18 protein-coding genes are annotated in these 21,135 nt (G+C 61.4%); 12 read left to right on the top strand and 6 right to left on the bottom strand.

Annotation, left to right across the window (positions count from 1 at the left end):
* The first annotated feature begins 208 nt into the window (after window positions 1-208).
* The 5 genes from cyoA to HX898_RS17480 are packed head-to-tail and all read left to right on the top strand — an operon-like array spanning window position 209 to window position 5,231.
* Window positions 209-1,375 carry a ubiquinol oxidase subunit II gene (gene cyoA, locus HX898_RS17500; protein WP_180195244.1) on the top strand — a complete coding sequence of 389 codons (1,167 nt, stop codon included), beginning with the start codon at window positions 209-211 and terminating at the stop codon, window positions 1,373-1,375.
* A 42-nt stretch (window positions 1,376-1,417) separates the two neighbouring features.
* Window positions 1,418-3,421 (top strand): cytochrome o ubiquinol oxidase subunit I, encoded by a 2,004-nt coding sequence (gene cyoB, locus HX898_RS17495; protein ID WP_138331564.1) that lies wholly within the window; start codon window positions 1,418-1,420, stop codon window positions 3,419-3,421.
* 6 nt (window positions 3,422-3,427) lie between these two features.
* Complete coding sequence (cyoC, locus tag HX898_RS17490; RefSeq protein ID WP_028756183.1) at window positions 3,428-4,048, top strand: cytochrome o ubiquinol oxidase subunit III; 621 nt, start codon at window positions 3,428-3,430, stop codon at window positions 4,046-4,048.
* The gene (gene cyoD, locus HX898_RS17485; RefSeq protein WP_129419331.1) at window positions 4,045-4,446 is read left to right on the top strand and encodes a cytochrome o ubiquinol oxidase subunit IV; all 402 of its coding nucleotides are present in this window, start codon (window positions 4,045-4,047) and stop codon (window positions 4,444-4,446) included. The genes cyoC and cyoD overlap by 4 nt, the downstream gene beginning before the upstream one ends.
* Window positions 4,443-5,231 carry an SURF1 family protein gene (locus HX898_RS17480; protein ID WP_180195243.1) on the top strand — a complete coding sequence of 263 codons (789 nt, stop codon included), beginning with the start codon at window positions 4,443-4,445 and terminating at the stop codon, window positions 5,229-5,231. Before cyoD ends, HX898_RS17480 begins: the two co-directional genes overlap by 4 nt.
* Here HX898_RS17480 and HX898_RS17475 read toward each other — a convergent pair.
* From HX898_RS17475 to HX898_RS17465, 3 genes are all read right to left on the bottom strand, one after another.
* Entirely contained in the window at window positions 5,226-7,154 is a 1,929-nt protein-coding gene (locus tag HX898_RS17475; protein WP_171598149.1) for a PAS domain-containing sensor histidine kinase, read from the bottom strand. The genes HX898_RS17480 and HX898_RS17475 overlap by 6 nt on opposite strands.
* A gap of 68 nt (window positions 7,155-7,222) precedes the next feature.
* On the bottom strand, window positions 7,223-8,629 hold the full coding sequence (locus tag HX898_RS17470; RefSeq protein ID WP_171598150.1) for an FAD/NAD(P)-binding protein: 1,407 nt from the start codon (window positions 8,627-8,629) through the stop codon (window positions 7,223-7,225).
* A gap of 353 nt (window positions 8,630-8,982) precedes the next feature.
* Entirely contained in the window at window positions 8,983-9,600 is a 618-nt protein-coding gene (locus tag HX898_RS17465) for an NAD(P)H-dependent oxidoreductase (RefSeq protein ID WP_171598151.1), read from the bottom strand.
* A 122-nt stretch (window positions 9,601-9,722) separates the two neighbouring features.
* On the opposite strand from HX898_RS17465, the gene HX898_RS17460 reads away from it, so the two are divergent.
* From HX898_RS17460 to HX898_RS17440, 5 genes are all read left to right on the top strand, one after another.
* Entirely contained in the window at window positions 9,723-11,684 is a 1,962-nt protein-coding gene (locus tag HX898_RS17460; protein ID WP_171598152.1) for an ABC transporter ATP-binding protein, read from the top strand.
* 92 nt (window positions 11,685-11,776) lie between these two features.
* Window positions 11,777-13,675 (top strand): ABC transporter ATP-binding protein, encoded by a 1,899-nt coding sequence (locus tag HX898_RS17455; RefSeq protein WP_171598153.1) that lies wholly within the window; start codon window positions 11,777-11,779, stop codon window positions 13,673-13,675.
* 211 nt (window positions 13,676-13,886) lie between these two features.
* Entirely contained in the window at window positions 13,887-14,186 is a 300-nt protein-coding gene (locus tag HX898_RS17450) for a hypothetical protein (protein WP_138389802.1), read from the top strand.
* 212 nt (window positions 14,187-14,398) lie between these two features.
* Window positions 14,399-15,439 carry a LacI family DNA-binding transcriptional regulator gene (locus tag HX898_RS17445; RefSeq protein WP_171598154.1) on the top strand — a complete coding sequence of 347 codons (1,041 nt, stop codon included), beginning with the start codon at window positions 14,399-14,401 and terminating at the stop codon, window positions 15,437-15,439.
* A 127-nt stretch (window positions 15,440-15,566) separates the two neighbouring features.
* Window positions 15,567-16,604 (top strand): LacI family DNA-binding transcriptional regulator, encoded by a 1,038-nt coding sequence (locus tag HX898_RS17440; RefSeq protein ID WP_180195242.1) that lies wholly within the window; start codon window positions 15,567-15,569, stop codon window positions 16,602-16,604.
* A gap of 179 nt (window positions 16,605-16,783) precedes the next feature.
* On the opposite strand, the gene HX898_RS17435 is transcribed toward HX898_RS17440, so the two are convergent.
* Complete coding sequence (locus tag HX898_RS17435) at window positions 16,784-17,983, bottom strand: multidrug effflux MFS transporter (protein WP_138331556.1); 1,200 nt, start codon at window positions 17,981-17,983, stop codon at window positions 16,784-16,786.
* 268 nt (window positions 17,984-18,251) lie between these two features.
* Here HX898_RS17435 and HX898_RS17430 point away from each other — a divergent pair, with 268 nt between their 5' ends.
* Window positions 18,252-18,992, top strand: a complete 741-nt coding sequence (locus HX898_RS17430; RefSeq protein ID WP_138331555.1) for a TetR/AcrR family transcriptional regulator — start codon at window positions 18,252-18,254, stop codon at window positions 18,990-18,992.
* A 29-nt stretch (window positions 18,993-19,021) separates the two neighbouring features.
* Here HX898_RS17430 and HX898_RS17425 read toward each other — a convergent pair whose 3' ends face one another.
* The gene (locus HX898_RS17425; protein ID WP_138331554.1) at window positions 19,022-19,462 is read right to left on the bottom strand and encodes a response regulator; all 441 of its coding nucleotides are present in this window, start codon (window positions 19,460-19,462) and stop codon (window positions 19,022-19,024) included.
* 281 nt (window positions 19,463-19,743) lie between these two features.
* Between HX898_RS17425 and HX898_RS17420 the strand changes: the two genes are divergently transcribed.
* A complete protein-coding gene (locus HX898_RS17420; protein WP_138331553.1) occupies window positions 19,744-20,283 on the top strand; it encodes a L,D-transpeptidase family protein in 540 nt (179 codons plus the stop codon).
* Window positions 20,284-20,349: 66 nt separating this feature from the next.
* On the opposite strand, the gene msrA is transcribed toward HX898_RS17420, so the two are convergent.
* Window positions 20,350-21,054, bottom strand: coding sequence for a peptide-methionine (S)-S-oxide reductase MsrA (gene msrA, locus HX898_RS17415; protein ID WP_171598156.1), 705 nt, complete (start codon window positions 21,052-21,054; stop codon window positions 20,350-20,352).
* Window positions 21,055-21,135: the final 81 nt, after the last annotated feature.

Here is a 21,135-nt window from a genome sequence, read left to right as displayed (position 1 = left end):
CTGGCTTGGCCGCCTCTTGCGGATATATTGATTTGAAACAGCGCTGGCCAAAGAATCCTTCTTGAATCATCAGGATTCCAAAGCTGTAGTGCACCATGATTTGTGCCGCAGTGCGGCATGATTGCTGCACTGCGACCAAACACCTCATGTCGCTATCCGGTTCAGTGCGTTAGTCGCGGAACGAACGAAACAACAAGAGCTTAGAGACGTGCTAAAACTGGTGAAGTTTTCCCGCCTTCTATCCGTCTTGCCGCTGCTTTTCCTGGCAGGATGCAACATGGTGGTCATGGCGCCCTCCGGCGACATCGCCGCGCAACAGCGCGATCTCATCGTCATCTCGACGGTGCTGATGCTTTTGATCATCATCCCGGTGATCTTCCTGACGCTGTTCTTCGCCTGGCGCTACCGCCGCTCCAATACGGCTGCCACCTATGCGCCGGAATGGCACCATTCGACCCGCCTCGAAATCGTGATCTGGGCAGCACCGCTTGCGATCATCATCGCGCTTGGCGCCGTCACCTGGATCTCCACCCATAAGCTCGATCCCTACCGCCCGCTCGACCGCCTCGATGCGGAGCGCGCCATTCCGGCCGATACCAAGCCGTTGAACGTCGAGGTCGTGGCGCTCGATTGGAAGTGGCTGTTCTTCTATCCCGAACTCGGCATCGCCACCGTCAACGAACTCGCTGCCCCGGTCGACATGCCGATCAATTTCAAGATCACCGCCTCCTCGGTGATGAACTCCTTCTACATACCTGCCCTTGCCGGCCAGATCTATGCGATGCCGGGCATGGAGACGAAGCTGCATGCCGTCATCAACAAGGAAGGCGAATATGAGGGCTTCTCCGCCAATTACAGCGGCGCAGGCTTCTCGCATATGCGCTTCAAGTTCCACGGCCTTACCCAAGAGGGATTTGACGCCTGGGTGGCGCAGGTCAAGCAGCGGGGCACAATGCTCAACCGCGACGCCTACCTGAAGCTCGAGAAGCCGAGCGAGAAGGAACCGGTGCGTTATTATGCCGGCGCCGATGCCGACCTTTACAACGCCATCCTCAACATGTGCGCCACGCCCGGCAAGATGTGCATGAACGAGATGATGCACATCGACATGATGGGCGGCGGCGGCAAGGAAAGTGCCGAGAACCGCGAAAAGCTGCAATATGACAACCGTTATGCCGACGAAGGCATCGTGGCGCCCGCCGCCACCGTGCCGGCGACAGGGGCTCCGGCGCGAAGCGAGCCCGCCGAGCGTACCGACGGCAACACCATGCAGCACAACATGCCCGGAACTGACATGCAACATCAGGGTCATTCCATGCCCGGCATGAGCAATGGCGCCGATCCGGCGCCGGCGCAGCTCAACAATAACAATTAACCTGGCGCTTTGCGTCGCAAGACATAATGAACGGGTTGTTCCATGTTTTCCAATCCTGACCTCCTGAAGTTCGTCTTCGGCCGGTTGACCCTCGATGCCATCCCTTATCACGAGCCGATCCTGGTCGTGACCTTCATCGGCGTCGTCATCGGCGCCATCGCGTTGCTCGGCATCATCACCTATTTCAAGTTCTGGGCCCCGCTCTGGCGGGACTGGATCTGCAGCGTCGATCACAAGAAGATCGGCATCATGTATGTGATCCTGGCCGTCATCATGCTGTTGCGCGGCTTCTCCGACGCGATCCTGATGCGCATCCAGCAGGCGATCGCCTTCAACGGTTCGGAGGGTTACCTGCCGCCGCACCATTACGACCAGATCTTCACCGCTCACGGCGTCATCATGATCTTCTTCGTGGCGATGCCCTTCGTCACCGGTTTGATGAACTTCGTGGTGCCGTTGCAGATCGGCGCGCGCGACGTCTCCTTCCCCTTCCTCAACAACTTCTCTTTCTGGATGACCACCGCCGGCGCGATCATCATCATGCTGTCGCTGTTCATCGGCGAATTCGCCCAGACCGGCTGGCTCGCCTACCCGCCGCTGTCGGGCGCGGCCTACAGTCCAGGCGTCGGCGTCGACTATTATATCTGGGGCCTGCAGGTGGCCGGTGTGGGAACGACGCTTTCGGGCATCAACCTGATCGCCACCATCGTCAAGATGCGTGCGCCGGGCATGACCTTCATGAAGATGCCGGTCTTCACCTGGACGGCGCTTTGCACCAACGTGCTGATCGTCGCCTCATTCCCGATCCTGACGGCAACGCTCGCCCTGTTGTCGCTCGACCGCTATGCCGGCACGAACTTCTTTACCAACGACCTCGGCGGCAATCCGATGATGTACATCAACCTCATCTGGATCTGGGGTCATCCGGAGGTCTACATCCTCGTGCTGCCGGCCTTCGGCATCTTCTCGGAAGTCGTCGCCACCTTCTCCGGCAAGCGCCTCTTCGGCTACGCCTCGATGGTCTACGCGACCTGCGTGATCATGATCCTGTCCTACATCGTCTGGCTGCACCACTTCTTCACCATGGGCTCAGGCGCCAGCGTCAACTCCTTCTTCGGCATCACCACGATGATCATCTCGATCCCGACGGGGGCGAAGATGTTCAACTGGCTCTTCACCATGTATCGCGGCCGCATCCGCTATGAGGTGCCGATGCTGTGGACGGTCGGCTTCATGGTGACCTTCGTCATCGGCGGCATGACCGGCGTCATGCTTGCGGTGCCGCCTGCCGATTTCGTGCTGCACAATTCGCTGTTCCTCATCGCTCACTTTCACAACGTCATCATCGGCGGCGTACTCTTCGGCATGTTCGCCGGCGTGAACTACTGGTTCCCGAAGGCGTTCGGCTTCAAGCTCGATCCCTTCTGGGGCAAGATGAGCTTCTGGTTCTGGCAGATCGGCTTCTGGTTCGCCTTCATGCCGCTCTACGTGCTGGGTCTGATGGGCGTCACCCGCCGCATGAGCCAGTTCGAGGACCCGTCGATACAGATCTGGTTCATCATCGCCGCTTTCGGCGTCGGCCTGATTGCGCTTGGCATTGCCGCCTTCCTGATCCAGATCGTCGTCAGCTTCATGAGGCGCGAGGAATTGCGCGACGACAGCGGCGATCCCTGGGATGGCCGTACGCTGGAATGGTCGACCTCCTCGCCGCCGCCGGAATACAACTTCGCCTTGACGCCTGTCGTGCACGATCATGACGGCTGGTACGACATGAAGAACCGCGGTTACGCGCGTCCGCTGGAAGGTTTCCGGCCGATCCACATGCCGAAGAACACTGGCACCGGCGCGATCCTGTCGGGCATCAGTATCGCACTCGCCTTCGGCCTGATCTGGTACATGTGGTGGCTGGTCGTCGTCTCCTTCGTCGCCATGCTGGCTGTGGCGATCGGCCATACCTTCAACTACAGACGTGACTTCTACATCCCCGCCGAAGAGGTAACCGAAACGGAAGGCAAGCGCACCGCGCTGCTTGCCGAGCAGGTGTAAGAGACCATGAGCGATCACACCATCGACACGGCCGAAAAGCCTGAATTCTACCTGACGGAAGATCATCATCCGGAGAACAGCACCAATCTCGGTTTCTGGCTGTACCTGATGAGCGACTGCCTGATCTTCGCGGTGCTGTTTGCAACGCATGGCGTGCTCGGCCGCAATTATGCCGCCGGCCCGTCACCGGCCGATCTCTTCGATCTACCGATCGTTGCCCTCAACACCTCGATGCTGCTCTTCTCCTCGATCACCTACGGCTTCGCGATGCTGCAGATGGAGCGGAACGCAAAGGCGGAAACGCTGTTCTGGCTTGGTGTGACCGGCCTGTTCGGCGCGGCTTTCATCGGGCTCGAGCTCTACGAGTTCATCCACCTGATCCATGAAGGCGCCGGGCCGACGCGCAGCGCCTTCCTCTCCTCCTTCTTCACGCTCGTCGGCACGCACGGTCTGCACGTCACCTTCGGCATCATCTGGCTGATCACGCTGATGGTGCAGGTATCGATGCACGGGCTGATCGAGGCCAACCGCCGCCGCCTGATGTGCCTTTCGATGTTCTGGCACTTCCTCGACGTCGTCTGGATCGGCGTCTTTTCCTTCGTCTATCTGTTGGGAGTTCTCGGATGAGTTCGCAAGCACCTGCACATGAGGACGCCCACGAGGCTCATCACGGCCACAGCCACGGCCATCAGGCCGGCCATGGCACGTTCCGCAGCTACATGACGGGCTTCGTGCTCTCCGTCATCCTGACCGCCATTCCCTTCTGGCTGGTCATGTCAGGCGTCTTCGCCAGCCCGACGCTGACGGCGGTTCTGGTGATGGGCCTGGGTGCGATCCAGATCGTCGTCCACATGGTCTTCTTCCTGCACATGAATACCAGGAGCGAGGGCGGCTGGACGATCATGGCGCTGATCTTCACCCTCATCATCGTCGCCATCGCGCTCTCCGGTTCGCTCTGGGTCATGCATCATCTCAACACCAACATGATGCCGATGAGCCCCGAGATGATGAAGAACATGCCGTGACGGTCACGAAGGGGCGGCGGCAGCGTCATCCGCAGGCTCCCTCGGAAAAATCGGAAAGACGGCATTATCAGGTCAAACGCGCGATCTTCGCCGGCTGCCTGGTGCTGCTTGCCGCGGCACTTTCCGCACTCGGCACCTGGCAGGTCGAGCGGTTGGCTTGGAAACGCGACCTCATCGCCCGCGTCGACCAGCGTGTGCATGCGTCACCCGTGCCGGCCCCGGCGCGCGCCGACTGGGACCAGGTCAATGCCACTGATGACGAATATCGGCGGGTGACCGCGGCCGGGATGCTGGCGAACGACAAGGAAACGCTGGTCTATGCCTCAACCGCGCTGGGACCGGGATATTGGGTGTTGGCGCCGCTGACGCTTGCCGACGGGACATCAATCCTCATCAATCGTGGTTTCGTGCCGACCGACCGGCGCGACCCGGCCTCGCGCCGCGAGGGTGAACTATCCGGCCGGGTCGAGATCACCGGGCTGATGCGGATGACGGAGCCGAAGGGATCGCTGCTGCGGTCCAATGACGTCGCGGCCGACCGCTGGTATTCGCGCGATGTCGCGGCGATCGCTGAAAAGCGCGGCATCGGTGCGATCGCGCCCTATTTCATCGACGCCGATGCGGCTGCCAGTCCGGGAGGCCTGCCTGTCGGCGGCCTGACCGTCATCGCTTTCCCCAACAACCATCTCGTCTACGCGATCACCTGGTACGCCCTGGCGGCAATGGTGCTGGCATTGCTGGTGTTCATTCTTCGCGGTGAGAGGGATAGCCGACGCCGCTTATGAAGCGATCCGGCTGATCGCCTCGGCGAGCTGCGCCTGCGAGAAGGGTTTGCCCAGGCGGGGCAGATCGACGATGCCTGCCCCTTCGGGGATTTCGGCGTAACCGGTTGCGAGGATGATCGGCATATCAGGCCATTCGTCGCGGATCGCCTGGGCGAGCTGCGCGCCCGTCATGCGCGGCATGGCATGGTCGCAAATCACCAGATCGACCTGCTGCTTGCGCAGGATGTCGAGCGCCTCGGAACCCGCCATCGCCTCGAATACGGTATGGCCGAGATCCTCGAGCATCAGTGTCGTATTCATCAGCACCAGACCATCGTCATCGACGGCGACGATGCGCAGCCGACGCGGCGCGTTTTCCTCGCGTTGCGGCAGGTCTGCAGCTACCGCGGTCACCTGCTCGGCAATGACGACCGGGAACCACAATTCGGCCGTCGTGCCTTGGCCGAGGCTGCTCTTCAGGATGAGGCGGCCGCCGGACTGGGACGCAAGGCCCTGAACCATGGAAAGGCCGAGACCGGTGCCTTTACCGATACCCTTGGTGGTGAAGAACGGCGTGATTGCCTGCTCCACCGTCTTTGCATCCATGCCTTCGCCTTCATCGACCACCGCGATGCGCACATAGCGGCCGGGCGGCAGCGGACTCTTGCCTGACGGCACCGATTCCTCGGAAGCGCGAAGCGCGATCCGGCCGCCGGATGGCATCGCATCGCGGGCGTTGACGACGAGGTTCAGGATCGCCATCTCCAGCTGGTTCGGATCGGTCATGATCGTCGGCAGCCTGACGGGGAACGAGGTCTCGATCACGGTGAGCGGGCCGAGCGAACGGCTCAGAATATCCATCATGCCACGGACCAGTCCGGAGACGTCGATCGGCTCCATGTGCAGTTCCTGCCGGCGGGAAAAGGCCAGCATTCGCTGCGTCAACGCCGCGCCTCGCTGGGCACCCTGCATGGCATTATCAACAAGCGATGTCAGCGAGAGATCCTGCGGCATGCGTTTCTTCAGGATTTCGAGACTGCCGAGGACAGCCATCAAAAGATTGTTGAAATCATGGGCGATACCGCCGGTCAATTGACCGATCGCCTCCATCTTCTGCGACTGGAAGAGCTCTTCGCGCGCCTGCTCCAGTGCCCGCTGGGTCTCCATCTTCTCGGTGATATCGCGGGTGATCTTCGCGAAACCGAGCACATCGCCGTCGTCGCCCCGAATGACGTCGATGACGATGCTGGCCCAAAAACGGGTGCCGTCCTTGCGGACGCGCCAGCCTTCCTTTTCGAACCGGCCCTCGGCGCGCGCAATGCCGAGCGCGGTCTCCGGCACGCCGGCTTCGCGGTCCTCGGGGGTATAGAAGGTCGAGAAATGCCGGCCGATGATTTCTTGCGGTCGATAGCCCTTGATACGCTCGGCGCCGAAATTCCAACTGCTGACATGGCCGTGGGGATCGAGCATGTAGATCGCATAGTCCGAGACGCCCTGAACGAGCCGGCGGAACTGTTCCTCGCTCTGGCGGATCGTCTGTTCAGCTGCTCTGCGTTCGGTCAGGTCGCGGGTGATCTTGGCATAGCCGATGAGCTCGCCGGAGGGACGACGGATCGGATCGATGATCACATGCGCCCAGAAGCGGCTTCCATCCTTGCGCTGGCGCCAGCCTTCCCCCTCGAACCGGCCCTGCTCCGCCGCCGTGGCGAGCGCGCGCGCCGGCATTCCCGCAGCGCGGTCCTCTTCCAGATAGAAACGGGAAAAATGCTCGCCGAGAATTTCAGAAGGCTTGTAACCTTTAAAGCGCTGGGCGCCAGTATTCCAGCTGGTGACGATGCCTTCGGGGCTCAGCATATAGATAGCGTAGTCGGTGATGGCATCGACCAGAAGGCGAAAGCGTCCCTCTTCGTCAAGAGACGTGTCATGTCGATTCAGCACTTCCATCGGCCCCTCGGATTCACCAGCGCTTTATAACGCAGCAGGGGGCGGATGGTTCCGAAACGGCCCGAATTTCAGACGGCCTTGACCTGCGGGTAGAACCTCTCACTGATCCGCTCGGCAGCGGCATAGGCCTGCGAGACGATCTCCGGCACGAGATCGATATCGGGCAGGCTTCCGAGACCGAGCGGGCCGACTGCAAAGAGCCCGGCGACCGTCGAACCATCCTCCAGGAAGGGCTCACCGCGCGCATTGACCGCGAGCCCGAGCGAAAGCTCGTCCGGCATGGCGAGGCCGGCGGAAAGCAAGCTCTGCATCAAGGGTGCTGAAAGATCAGGCGCCTGGCAGCGGCAATCGAAGATGCGCTCGGCATGGATGACTTCCTCGGCAGCGGAACCGGCCGGTGTGAAGAACAGGCCGCTCAGGCCCCGGCGGCCGGCCCGGCCGCGGCGCAGCACCGTGCGGCCTTCGGCGAGTTCGCGTCCCAGGCGCAGGTGCATGGCTTCCGGCAGGCGGTTGCGATGGCTGTCATAGATCGCCCTGAGATGGCGGTTGAACTGATGCTTGTCGCGCGCCGGCAGCGAGCGCCAGAGCGAGCGGGCATGTTTTCTGAGGCCGTTCATCACCGATTGCCAGCTTCGTCCCGCTTCCTCGGCCTCGCGACAGGCTTCACGGATGAAGCGGACGATCTCCGGCAGGCTCTGGGGCAGCGCTTCGGCGGGGAAGACCGGATCGGCGGAATTCGGCGTATGGCTCTGGGGCAGGAAGCCGCGCCGGGAAATGATCGTCACCTGGCCGGCATAACCGGAATCGCGCAGCTGCAGCAGCTGGTCGACGACGCGGATGCCGCTGCCGAGCAGCACCGCATGCGGCCGCGCAACGAGGCGCTGGGCCCGGACCGGCGAAGCGTCCTCACCGCCGGCATCCGGCGCGGTCAGGCCGTAGCCGGTGGCGAGGATGACGGTATCGAACAGCGGATTGGCGGGATTGGCGCTTTCGAGCAGGAAGCGGTTGCCGTGGCTCCTGCGGATCGCCACCACCGGATCGTTGCAGACCTGGACGGTGATGTCCCTGCGCGCGGCGAGCGCCTCCGAAAAGCGCTGATAGACATAATCGCTGAAGATCTCCTTCGGCACGAAGATCTGCCGAAATCCGGGGATGGCGGCCGGCACGGCGGCGCGGAAGGCGGCATTGCTGCAGAGCCAGTCGTTGAAATCGTCGTTGTCGCCGACCGAAACCGAGAGATCGCGGACGCGGGTGTTGAGGATCGTCGAGGAACGGACTGAGGCCAGCGCCTGCCCACCGCTGACCGACGAATTCGGATCGAACAGCTGCAGGTGGAAGGGCGCGCGCACCGTCTTCATCAGCGCGATAGCCGTCATCATGCCGGAAAAGCCGCGCCCGACGATCGCAATGCGCGGTACGGCTGATATCTGCGCCGCCGCATTGGCTCTGGCGGAAAAGAGTCCCTGAACCGTCATCACAACTCCTTTGCGGCTTCATCCGCACCGTGGGTCGATCGAGGTTTCAACGCATAAAACAGCGGTTCACGCGTTGATGAGGTTCATGCGGCCATTCAAAACACCTGCCGCGGCATCCGGGTCCGAACCAGCGGCCCCGCAAGAGAACTAGGTGAGCAATCACGCTCATCCATAGTCTATCAAACTAGTAGTGTATGAAAGCGCTAAATGGCGCAGGTGGCAAGAGGTTTGTTGTTAAATCACTTCAAGATATTGAAATATATTAGAATTTAGAACTCTCCTGTGGGAAGTCTGGCGAGTTTTGCACCCCGAACTGCGAACTGATCGTTGCAAATGTCAGATCGCCAGCGACCTCAGCGGCCCTCGCCCGGATATTGTTTTGCCTTCAGCAGGCCCGCAAGATGCGCCGTGTTGCGCGCCAGCATGTCGACGGCTTTCGTCACGACCTTCGGCACCTTGTCGAGATCGACGAAATTGGTGGAACCCATCGCCTCGCCAACCCAATAGGCGACCGCATTCGCCGGAATGGTGAAGCCGACGTCGTTCAGCGCCTGAAAGAGCTCGGCCGATACATGATGGGCGCCGTCCTCATTGCCCACGACGGCAACAGCCGCGACCCTGCCATAGGAAACCATACGGCCATTTTCGTCCGTTTCCTCGAGGAAGGCGTCCATGCGCTCCAGCGCCCGCTTGCAGACACTGGACGGCTGGCCGAGCCAGATCGGCGTCGCCATCAGCAGGATATCGGCGGAGAGCACCTTGGCGCGGATATCAGGCCAATCATCGCCGGGGCCTTCGTCGGAGGTTACGCCCGGCTTGACGTTGAAATCGGCAAGGCGGAGCACTTCGGTCACAACGCCGTGTGCGGACATTGCCTTGTCGATAAGACCGATCATCCGGTCGGTCGAGGACGCCTCCTTGGCGTCGCTGCTCTTCAGCGTGGCGTTGAGGGCGAGGGCTTTCAGCGGCATGGGTCTCTCCGGCACCGGTCGGCGGTTGGCATTCGCCTGCTGCAACCCCTTCGCCCACAGATTGTTCCCGCCGGGATGCGAGGAGACCTCACGTAAAAATAACCAACTGGTGAATTCTTTACTTGAACCCCCAAATGGAATCGGCAAAAGTGAAGGTGCAATCAATCCCTTCATGGATTTGCCGTCTTTTCGGGCCAGCGTCCGACCACACATCTATTGGAAAAAATACCGTGAGCAGCGATGTGTTAACACGCGCGACGAAGCCTTCGGCTTCGATGGCGCTTGCAACTGCGGCAGGCTGGGGCCGAGGCCTCTTCACATTGGTGCGCATCACCATGATGGCCTTCCGCCACCCCTGGCAATCCGGCTTTGCAATCGGCGCCACGCTTGTTGCCTCCACCTTCCAGCTGATGATCCCGCGCCTTCTCGGCCAGGCCGTCGACCATACGCAGATGGCGATGAGCGGTGGTGCGGCGGGTCTGCTGGCACAGGACGCGCTTTTGACCACGGCATTGTTGCTGCTTGGCGCCAGCGTGCTGCGCGGCCTCTTCACCATGGTCCAGAACTATTACAGCGAAGCTGTCGGCCATCACATCGGATATGAGTTGCGGCTGGCCTGCTACGAGAAGATCCAGCGGCTCTCCTTCAGCTTTCATGACACCGTTCATTCCGGCGACCTGATCACCGTCGGCCTGCTCGATCTCGAAGGCGTGCGCATGTATTTTTCCACCGCACTAGTCCGGATGATCCTGCTGTCGACCCTGATCGGCATCGGCGCCTATATGCTGCTGTCGACCGATGTCGTGCTCGGCCTCCTGGCGCTGAGTTTCGTGCCCTTCGTCGGCTGGCGCTCATCGGTGACGCAGCTCAGGCTACGCGCCACCTGGCTCGACCTGCAGGAGCGGCTTTCGGTGCTGACCCGCATCATGGAGGAAAATCTCGGCGGCATTCGCGTCGTGCGCGCCTTTGCCGCCCACGAACACGAGATTTCGAAATTCGAGGCGGCGTCGAAGAGCGCGCTGGCGCTCGCGCATCAGCGCGTCGGCATCCGCGTCACCAACACCAGCGCCATGACCTTCTCCTTCTTCGCTGCGATGGGTCTGGTGCTCTGGGTCGGCGGCGGCAAGGTAATGTCTGGTGAAATCACCGTCGGCACGCTGGCCTCGTTCCTGACCTTCATGACCATCCTGCAGATGCCGGTGCGCCAGCTCGGCCTGATGGTCAATGCCTTTGCCCGCGCCTCCACCTGCGGCTCGCGCCTCTTTGCCCTTCTCGACCTCGACGTCGCGATCAAGGATGCGCCGGATGCGACAGAGCTGAACGTCACGGACGGCGTGCTGCGCTTCGAGAATGTCAGCTTCGCCTATCCCGGTTCGGAAAAGCGCACCGTGCTCGACGATGTCTCCTTCGAAGCCAGGCGCGGCCAGACGATCGGCATCGTCGGCCCGCCCGGCAGCGGCAAGTCGACGATCGCCCATCTCATTCCCCGCTTCTACGACGTCAGCGGCGGCAAGATCACGATCGACGGTCAGGACATCCGCAAGGCGACGCTGCAATCGCTGCGCCGGGCGGTTGCCGTCGTGCAGCAGGATTCCTTCCTGTTCACGACGACGATCGAAAACAACATCGCCTATGGCGACCCATGGGCGAAGGAAGGCCGCATCGAGCGCGCCAGTGAAAGCGCCCAACTTCACAATTACGTGCTTGGCCTGCCAATAGGCTACGGCACCGTCGTCGGCGAGCGCGGCGTTTCGCTGTCCGGCGGCCAGCGGCAGCGTCTTTCGATCGCCCGCGCGCTGATGTTGAAACCGGCGGTGATGGTGTTCGACGATTCGACAGCGGCTATCGACGCCGCCACCGAACAGCGCATCCGCGGCGCCATGCGCCGCTATGCCGCCGACCGGGTGACAATCATCGTCGCCCACCGCCTGAGCTCGCTGATGCATGCCGACCAGATCCTGTTCGTCGAAGACGGCCGGATCGTCGAGCGCGGAACGCATGAAGCGCTGCTTTCGCTCGGCGGGCGCTACAAGGCGCTCTACGACCTGCAGGTGCGGCCGGGCGACGAGGTCTTGAGCGCCTAGCAATGAATTCCGTTCTTCTGCCCACCAGGGAGAAGAGTGGACAAGCAATGACTATGCAGGCCACCGGACGTGATGGCCGCGGGAGGAATGGCATGGCCGAGGAACTGGAAACCGAGCGTCCCGACGTTCGCGAGGATGGACGCCGCCCGCCGCGGGCGGTGGTCGGTTCGCATCGCGTCGAGGAGGAGATGTTTGGCAAGGCCTTCGACGGCAATATCGTCAAGCGCATCTGGGTTTTCGTTCACCCCTATCGCCGCCAGGTCCTGTGGTCAGTCGTCGCCGTTCTGACCTTCACGATGATGCAGCTCACCATCCCGCTGATCATCCGCTATGCCATCGACCACGGCATGTCGCCGGGCGGCAACCATTCGGCCCTGGTGTGGTCGATCGTCGCCTTCACGATTGCCATCCTCATCAACTATGCGGCAAGCTATGCGCAGGAGACGCTGGTCGGCGGCGTGGCCGAGGACGTGCTCTTCGATATCCGCAAGGCGATGTTTTCGCATCTCCAGCGCGTCTCGCTGTCCTTCATGGACAAGACCGAAGTCGGCCGGTTGATGTCGCGCCTGCAGGGCGACGTCAACTCGATGCAGGAATTCCTCGAAACCTCGGTGCTGTCAGTCGGCGACATCGTGCTGCTCTTCGGCATCGTCTTCGTGATGCTCTATCTCGATTTCAAATTGGGGCTGCTGACGCTCTCGGTGCTGCCGGTGCTGTTCATCGTCCGGCTGTTCTGGCTGCCGCTGGCCCGCAAATCCTTCATGGCCGCGCACGAGACCAATTCGGTCGCGAACGGTGCGCTTGCAGAAGCGATCCATGGCGTGCGCGCCGTCCAGAGCATGGACAGGCAGGGCGTCAACTTCACGCTCTACGACGACAAGGCGCATGCCAACCTCAAGACGCATCTGACGGCGGCGCGCTATGCGCAGGTGATGGTGCCGATCGTCGACAGCCTGACCGGCGTGGCGATGGCGCTCGTCATCGTCGTCGGCGGCGCGCGCGTTCTCAATCAGGCGCTCGATGTCGGCGTGCTCGTCGCCTTCCTGTTCTACATCCAGCGCTTCTTCGACCCGATCCGTTCGCTGACCCTGCAATATTCGGTGATGCAGCGCGCCATGGCGTCCGGCCAGCGGCTGACCGAAGTGCTCGACGTGCCTGTCGACATCAAGGACGCGCCCGACGCCAAAGCCTTGTCGCGCGACATGGACGGATCGGTGGAATTCAAGGACGTCGTCTTCGGCTACAATCCGAAACACCCGGTGCTGAAGCACGTCAGCTTCAAGGTCAATCCCGGCGAGACGGTAGCGCTGGTCGGGCCGACTGGGTCCGGCAAATCGAGCTGCATGTCGCTGATCCATCGCTTCTACGACGTGCAGCAGGGCCAGGTGCTGGTCGGCGGCGACGATGTGCGTGATCTGACGCAGGATTCGCTCGGAGCGCAGATCGCCATGGTGCTGCAGGAACCCTTCCTCTTCACCGGCACCGTCTTCGAAAACATCCGCTACCACAAGCTGGAGGCGACGCGCGAACAGGTGATCGAGGCCGCCAAAGCGGTCGGCGCGCATGATTTCGTGATGCGCCTGCCCGATGGTTACGATAGTGTCCTCGGCGAGCGCGGCGGCAACCTTTCGCTCGGCCAGCGCCAGCTTTTGAGCTTTGCCCGTGCCTTGGTGGCGGATGCGAAGATCCTCGTGCTCGACGAGGCGACGGCCAATATCGACAGCTATACCGAGATGCTGATCCAGAAGGCGCTGGTGAAGCTACTCGAAAACCGCACCGGCCTCGTCATCGCCCATCGCCTCGCGACGATCCGTGAGGCGGACCGCATCATCGTGCTGCAGAACGGCGAAATCATCGAAAGCGGCGACCACCGCCAGCTGATGAAGAATGGCAAGCTCTATTCCAAGCTCTACAATTTGAACTACTCCTCCTTCGACGACATTCCCGAAGACGTGCTGGAAGAGACGACGACAGCGGAGTCGGCGACCTAGCGCATCGTGCTTTCCGAAAATCGGAATCGATTTTCGGAAAGCACGATTCGCGGATTGAAGGTGTTAGAGCGACCTTTGTGCGTCCGTGAGGACGCACGGCGCTCTAATCTCAGGCGACATGCATTAACGCCTGTCGCAAAGTTTGAACGAACCGACGACTTGCTGCCGCATTTCCCTTTTATCCGGGGCGAGTGCCACTGAGGAGAATATTATGAAGAGAGTTACCAGCAGCCTGTTGATCGCAACGGCCCTTGTTGGATTGGCCATTCAGCCCGCTGCGGCGCGTGATCGCCATCACCACGATAACACCGGTCGAATTATCGCCGGCGGCGTTGCCGCAGGTGTTGTTGGCGGGCTAATTGGCGGCGCAATCGCCAATGGCGGCGGCCCTCGCTATGTCGATGGTCCTCGCTATGTCGAACCCGCGCCGAGATGCTGGTATGAGGACCGCGATGTCCGCAACCGCTACGACGGCGGCTATCATGCCGAAACTGTACGCGTCTGCGAATAACGGGCAGACTTGGCCTTCCCTATGGCGGCGCGGATCTGATCATACGTCGTCGCCGCTGATTTTCGCCCATCAACCGAGGCTGCATCCGGCAGCCTCGGTTTTTCTTTGCTTGGCCAATCAGTTGGTTCGCAGTTACTCCCCACAGCAAAAATTTCTGGCTGCCTCGGCCGCCTGTCATCCGGCTGTTAGAGACGATCAATAGCTGAAAGCCGATGAATGATGGTCCAGTGAACGGCGACAAGACGCCAAAGAAAGAACGCATGCGCTTCGTCAGCGCCGAGCAGGTGGCGCAATTGGCGGGCGTTTCGCGCTCAGCCGTCTCGCGTACCTTCACGCCGGGCACCAGCGTGGCGCCTGCAACGCGCGAAAAGGTGCTGCGGGCGGCTGAAGAACTTGGCTACCATGTCAACGACCTGGCGCGCGGCGTGCTTGCCAACCAGAGCCGCCTTGTCGGCATCGTTGCGACCCGGCCGGAAGTGGGTTTTCGCGCGCATCTGGCCGCAGCGCTTGCCAAATGCCTGATCAAACGCGGCAGCATCCCGATTCTCATCAACACCGGCCAGACGGAAGACGAGCTGCTCGCCGCCCAGAAGATGCTGATCGGCCACCGTGCCGAGGCGATCATCATCCTGTCCGGCTCGCCGCCGGCGAGTTTCTTCGAGCTCGCGCAGCGAAATGGCCAACCGCTTGTGGTGATCGGCCGTTCGGAACCCGACGCCGACCATGTGCGCGCCGGCAACTCCGAGGCCTCCCGCAAGGCGGCGACGGCCTTTTACGAAAACGGCAGACGGCGGCTGGCGGTCATCGGCTCCAACACCGGAACGCCTGCTATCATCGAGCGCGAAAGCGCATTCCTGTCGACAGCCGAGTCGCTCGGTGTCTCCGTCGTCGTCGGACGTGGCGGCGATTCTGACTATGACGGCGGCGTCACCGCCGCACGCGCGCTCTTTTCGGAGACAATAAAGCCCGACGCCATCTTCTGCGCCAACGATCAGATCGCTTTCGGACTGATGGATGTCGTGCGCCTCGAAGCGCGACTGCGCATCCCCGAGGATGTCGCCGTCATCGGCTTCGACGACGTGCCGGAATCCTCCTGGCTGAGCTATCAGCTGACCACCTTCCGCCAGGACCCGCTGACCATGGCGCAGCGCGCCGTCGAACTGATGGAGCGGCGGCTTGAAAACCCGGACTTGCCTCCGGGTTACGAACGCGTCATTCCGGAGCTCGTCATCCGCCAGAGCTTCAGACTCTGACCCCTCCCTCTGTCTTTTCGCAGGCGCCATCCTGTGGCAAGAAGGGCTGACGGTTTGACGCATGTCGTTATCCCAAAAGCGCTGCACAGTTTTGGGCGACATGCATTGGGGAGGAAGATCGCCGCAGATGAAGGGAATTCGCCAGCTCGCCGAGCATCTCGACATTTCGATCGGAACGGTGTCCCGTGCGCTGAACGGCAAGCCCGACGTCAATGACGAGACACGTCGGCGCGTACTCGCCGCCGCCGAAGAGCTCGGTTACGTCGCCAACCAATCGGGCCGCAGCCTTCGCCAGGGCATGACCAACGTCATCGGGCTGATGCTTGAAGTGAGCCGCGAGACGGTCGAAAACAGCGACGACTTTTTCCTTGGCGTCACCGACGGGCTACAGAGCGTCTTTTCCCGCCACAAGCTCGATCTCGTCATGCTGCCCTGCCCCGATGACGAGGACCCGCATGAATATCTGAAGCGCATGGTGGCGCGCCGGCTTGTCGACGCGCTGATCATCTCGGCGACACGGCGCACCGATAGGCGCATCGAGCTTCTGGAAAAGGCCCGCATCCCCTTCGTGGCGCTTGGCCGCAGCGCGTCGGGCGGCAGCTACACCTGGATGGACCTCGATTTCGAGGGCGTGGCGGCGCGCGGCGTCGAGCGACTGGTCGCCAAAGGCCACCGGCGGATCGCGGTGGCCGCCCCCTCCTCCGACATCAATCTCGGTTACCTCTTCCTCGACGCCTACCGCCAGGCGCTGCAACGGCACGGTATTGCCTTCGACCCGACCCTCGTCATCCGGGTCAAGTCGAGCGAACAGGGCGGTTACCAGGCCGGCCACGAATTGCTGATGATCGAGGAGCGGCCGACGGCGATCATCCTGATCCACGAACTGATGGCGATCGGGCTTTATCGCCGGCTTGCCGAGGCGGGCATCGTGCCCGGCCGCGACCTCGCCGTCGTCGGTTTCCGCGAGGAGCCGCGCACGCATTTCCTGCAGCCGACGCTGACATCCTTCCGCATGTCGCTACGCGATCTCGGCGCGCAGCTCGGCGAAACCCTGCTCGCCACCATGCCGGCCTATGCCGATCACTATCCGCAGGGCGCCCGAAACAGGATCTGGCCGCTGGAACTCGTTCCAGGCGAAAGCGACGCTTTCACGCTGACGGCCTGAAGCCCGCCGCGTAGATACTTTTAGCGGCTTGATCAGACCCGGCTAGGAGCCGCCGAGATTTCCGACCGAATTGATGGCAGCAAGGCCCGCCGCAGCCCCTGCACCCGCGTTGCATTTTCTCCGAGGCCACGACCAGTCATGTGGCCGCACCTGGGGAACCGGGTGCGGCCTGTGGTTGACTATTCAGCAGCGGCAACAATGGCGCGGCGGCCGATCGTTGCCTGGGTCAGCACGAAGGCTGCGAAGGCGCAGAGTGCGATGCCGGCGGCCATCGGAACGGCTGTGCCGTCGAAGAAGATGCTCGATATGACCATGGCGACGGCAGCGATCACGAAATGCAGCGTGCCCATCATCGACGAGGCGGTGCCGGCGATCTCGCCGTGATCCTCAAGCGCGAGCACCGCGCTCGTCGGGATGACGAGACCGAGGAAGCCGTAGCCGATGAACAGGAAGGTCGCCAGGACAGGAAGCTGGTTGAAGCCCGCGGCCATCACCACCGCCATGACGACCATGGCAAGGGCAAAAGCGCTGACCGCAATCCGCATGACGCGCACGAGGCCGAAACGCTCGCCGAGCCAGCCCGTCGCCTGCGATACCGCGAAGAACGACACGGCGTTGATCGAGAAGGCGAAGCTGTATTGCGTCGGCGTCAGCCCGTAATGCTGAATCAGCACGAAAGGCGAGTTGGCGAGATAGACCAGGAAGCTCGAAATGCCGAGGCCGCCGATGAAGGTCAGCGTCAGGAAATTGCGGTCGGCAAGCAGCAGGCGGTAGGCCGCCATGGCGCTTTTCAAACCGCTGCCGCTGCGTTCGGTCGCCGAACGGGTTTCGTCAAGCTGGGTGGCAAGCAGGACGAGGCCGATGAAGGCGGCGATCGTCACGGCCCAGAATACGCCGCGCCAGCCGTAGAACTCGATGACGGCGCTGCCGGTCAGCGGCGCCAGGATCGGCGAGATCGAGAAGACCAGCATTAACAGCGACATCAGGCGGGCGGCCTGCACGCCGGTATGCATGTCGCGAACGATGGCGCGCGGAATGACCATGCCGGCGGCACCGCCGATACCCTGAACGAAACGGAAGGCGATCAGCGTTTCGATATCGGTCGCCAGCGCACAGCCGATCGAGGCGACGGCGAAAAGGCCGATGCCGAGATAGAGCGGCAGCTTGCGGCCCCACATATCCGACAGCGGACCATAGACGAGCTGGGCGAGCGCAAAGGAGATGAAGAAGGCAAGAAGGGTAAGCTGGGTGACGTTGTTATCGGCATGCAGGTCCTGGCCGATGGACGGCAGCGCAGGCAGATACATGTCGATGGCGAAAGGCCCGATGGCCGACAGAAGGCCGAGAATGAGGGCAATGCGAAAGAAGGGAGCCGTCATAATGGTGATCTTTCATAAAAGCGCAGCGGAAATACCGGATCGTCGCTCCGCGACATTGCTCTGAGAGCGCCGTGCGTCCTCTCGGACGCACAAGGACGCTCCAACACTTTAAATCTACGCACGTGCTTTCCGAAAATCGGTTCCGATTTTCGGCGATGCGCGGGCTCAATGATGATCGTTCGCGCAAAGACGAAGTTGGGAGCTCATATCTCAGCGGCGGAACCAGGAGTGTCAACAAATTTGGACACGTATGTAAAATTAGACGCCATTGTCTAAAACGTCAAGACGTCTTATCTTCGCTCTCATGAAAGATCGCATGACACCGGCAGTCCGGATGACGGGGCATACGCAGCGCGGACAATGCGCCAAGCGCATGTCGATCCTCGATGCCGCGGCAGACGTATTCTGCCGCCAGGGTTTTGCCGGCGCCAGCATCGACGAGATCGCCGCCGTTGCCTGTGTCTCGCGCCAGACGATCTACAATCACTATCGCGAGAAGGAAACGCTGTTCGTCGCCGTCGTCGAAGACGTCATGAACCGCGCCAACGCCATGCTCTTCTCCGTGCTGTCGACCTTCCCGGATCGTGCCGACAATCTGGAAGACGATCTGACGGCCTTCGCCGTGCGCCTCAACAAGAACTGCATCTGCAACCACGATGGAAAATTCCTGCGCAAGCTGGTGCAGACCGAGGGCGAGCGATATCCGCACCTCTTCGAAAGCTGGCGCCAGCAGGGGCCGGGCAAGCTGACCACCGCACTGTCCGCGCTTTTCGGACGGCTTGCCCATAAGGGCGCGCTCGCCATCGATGATTTCGACGTCGCCGCGAGGCAGTTCGTGGCGCTCGGCAATGCCGATCTGCAGATGATGATCCTGCTCGGCGGCACGCCCACCGACGAAGAACTGGAAAACGCGGCGCGTAACGCCGTCCATACCTTTCTCAAGGCCTATGGCAGGCCGGAGGCGGAAAAGGCCGGCCATCCGCCGCAGCTCGCAGCCATATCCGGCTGATCAGGCCCTTACGATCGGGCCCCGTCCGATCAGGTAAAGACCGTCATTTGTGAGGGTACGACCGCAAACATGCCGACACGGCGCGCGGCAAGGTATTTCACCAGCTGTTCGACAACCGAAGGCATGACCGGCTTCTGGACCACGCCGACCGCGCCCTTGACGCCGTCAGCCACCACTTCGGGATTGCCGGTCATGAAGACGACGGCAATGCCATGCTCCTGCGCCAGCCGCCGGCCGATCTCAGGCCCGGTCGGGCCGTCGGCGAGATTGACATCGACAAAAGCAATGTCGGCAAGCGGCGCCAGCCGCAGCGCCTGTTCGCGATCATTCGCAAGGCCCGCAACCTGCATCCCCATGCCTTCCACCGTCGCCTCAAGATCGAGGGCGATCAGGAATTCATCTTCGACGATCAATACTCTCTGTTTCATGAGATCATCTCGTTGCCAGCGCCGCACGACATTGGTGGCCATGATACGTCCCCTTGGTTACGCATAACTCGAAAGAGGTATCCGCTCCGGCAGTCTATCCGACGCGAAACTCATGGCAGTAACGGGCAAGTCGACGATATGTTCCGCGGTGGAACGCCGTTTCTTGTATTTAAGATATTGTTAACGTTGACAAATTCTTAAGAATAAAGAACATGAAGAAAAAAGCGGCACCCGATCGTGCTCAGTCTCAACTGCGCGCCTTCTGGATGGGGACGCGGTAAGGCGGTATTAGCCATTCTGTGAGCTCGAAGATGAGGATCAGGTTGAGAAGCAAATTTGTCATTTTAGCCGCGGTGGTCGTCAGCTTGTTCGCTTACACGAAATTGATGGCCAGGATCGGCGCGGGCTCACCACCTCCAGATGCGCCGTTGGAGCAACAGGCTGACAGCATTCGCGTTCATAAAGCCGAACGCCGGATGGTCCTTCTCAAAGGGGATACCCCCATCTCAACATACCGGATTTCTCTTGGGCAGGCTGCCGATGAGGGTCCCAAGCAACGAGAAGGTGACGAGAAAACACCTGAAGGGCGTTATGAAATAGACTGGCGAAATCCCAAGTCCATGGCGCATCTGAGCCTGCACATTTCATATCCAGGCCCTGATGATCGGCGCAACGCTGAAGCCGGTGGCTTTCCTCCCGGCGGCAATATCATGATCCACGGGCTTCCCAATGGCTGGGGCCTATTCGCAAACGCCCATCGACTGTGGGATTGGACGGATGGGTGTATTGCGGTCACCAACTCGGAGATGCGCGATATTTGGGCCCGCGTCCCCAACCACACGCCCATAGACATCATGCCCTGAACTGTTGCGACGAACGCATTGCATCCCTGTGTTCGGAGCCGACAATCCCAGGACCGACAGGATCGATCAGCCCTTGACCTTCATCACGAGGACCGGCTTGCCGCGGTAGTCGGCGGGAAACAGCGACTTCAGGTTCTCGATTTTCGGCAGGTCGTTGTAGACGATATAGGGATAGGTCGGATTGAGCGTCAGGAAATCCTGATGATAGGCTTCAGCGGGATAGAAGCCTGTGCCTTCAGACACCTTGGTGACGATCGACTGCGGGAAGACATGCGCCTTGTCGAGCTGGCTGATATAACTCTCGGCGACCTTGCGCTGCTCCGGATCGGCAACGAACAGCGCCGAACGGTACTGCGTTCCCCGGTCCGGCCCCTGAAAATTCAGCTGCGTCGGGTTGTGCGCCACAGAGAAGAAGATCTGCAGCAACTTGCCGTAGGTCACCTGTTTCGGATCGAACTTCACCTGGACGGCTTCGGCATGGCCTGTCGAGCCGGTGCTGACGGTCTCGTACTGCGCCGTTTTGGCGTCGCCGCCTGCATAACCGGAGACGGCGCTCTCGACACCCTTCACGTGCTGGAAGACGCCCTGGACACCCCAGAAACAGCCGCCGGCGAAAATGGCAGTCTCGGTGCCTGAGCCGGCCACCTCGTCGACGGCTGGCGGCGGGATGACGACGGCATCTTCGGCCGCGTCTGCGGCACCCGTACCGAGCGAGAAAAGAGTGGCTGCAAGGAGCGCGGCAAGGCTCCTGCGGTGGGAAAACGGGGACATTTGCGCTACCTCCTGCGATCACCCAAATCCTTGCTCATCCTTGCAAAAGCCGCAAATCACAAGGCGGTCACTCACGCCGAT

The sequence above is a fragment of the Rhizobium sp. WYCCWR 11128 genome (assembly GCF_013416305.1).
In the GTDB taxonomy this organism is placed as follows: domain Bacteria; phylum Pseudomonadota; class Alphaproteobacteria; order Rhizobiales; family Rhizobiaceae; genus Rhizobium; species Rhizobium indicum.
The sequence above is the reverse complement of the archived record's forward strand: the minus strand, read 5'-3'. Positions and strand labels throughout refer to the sequence as shown.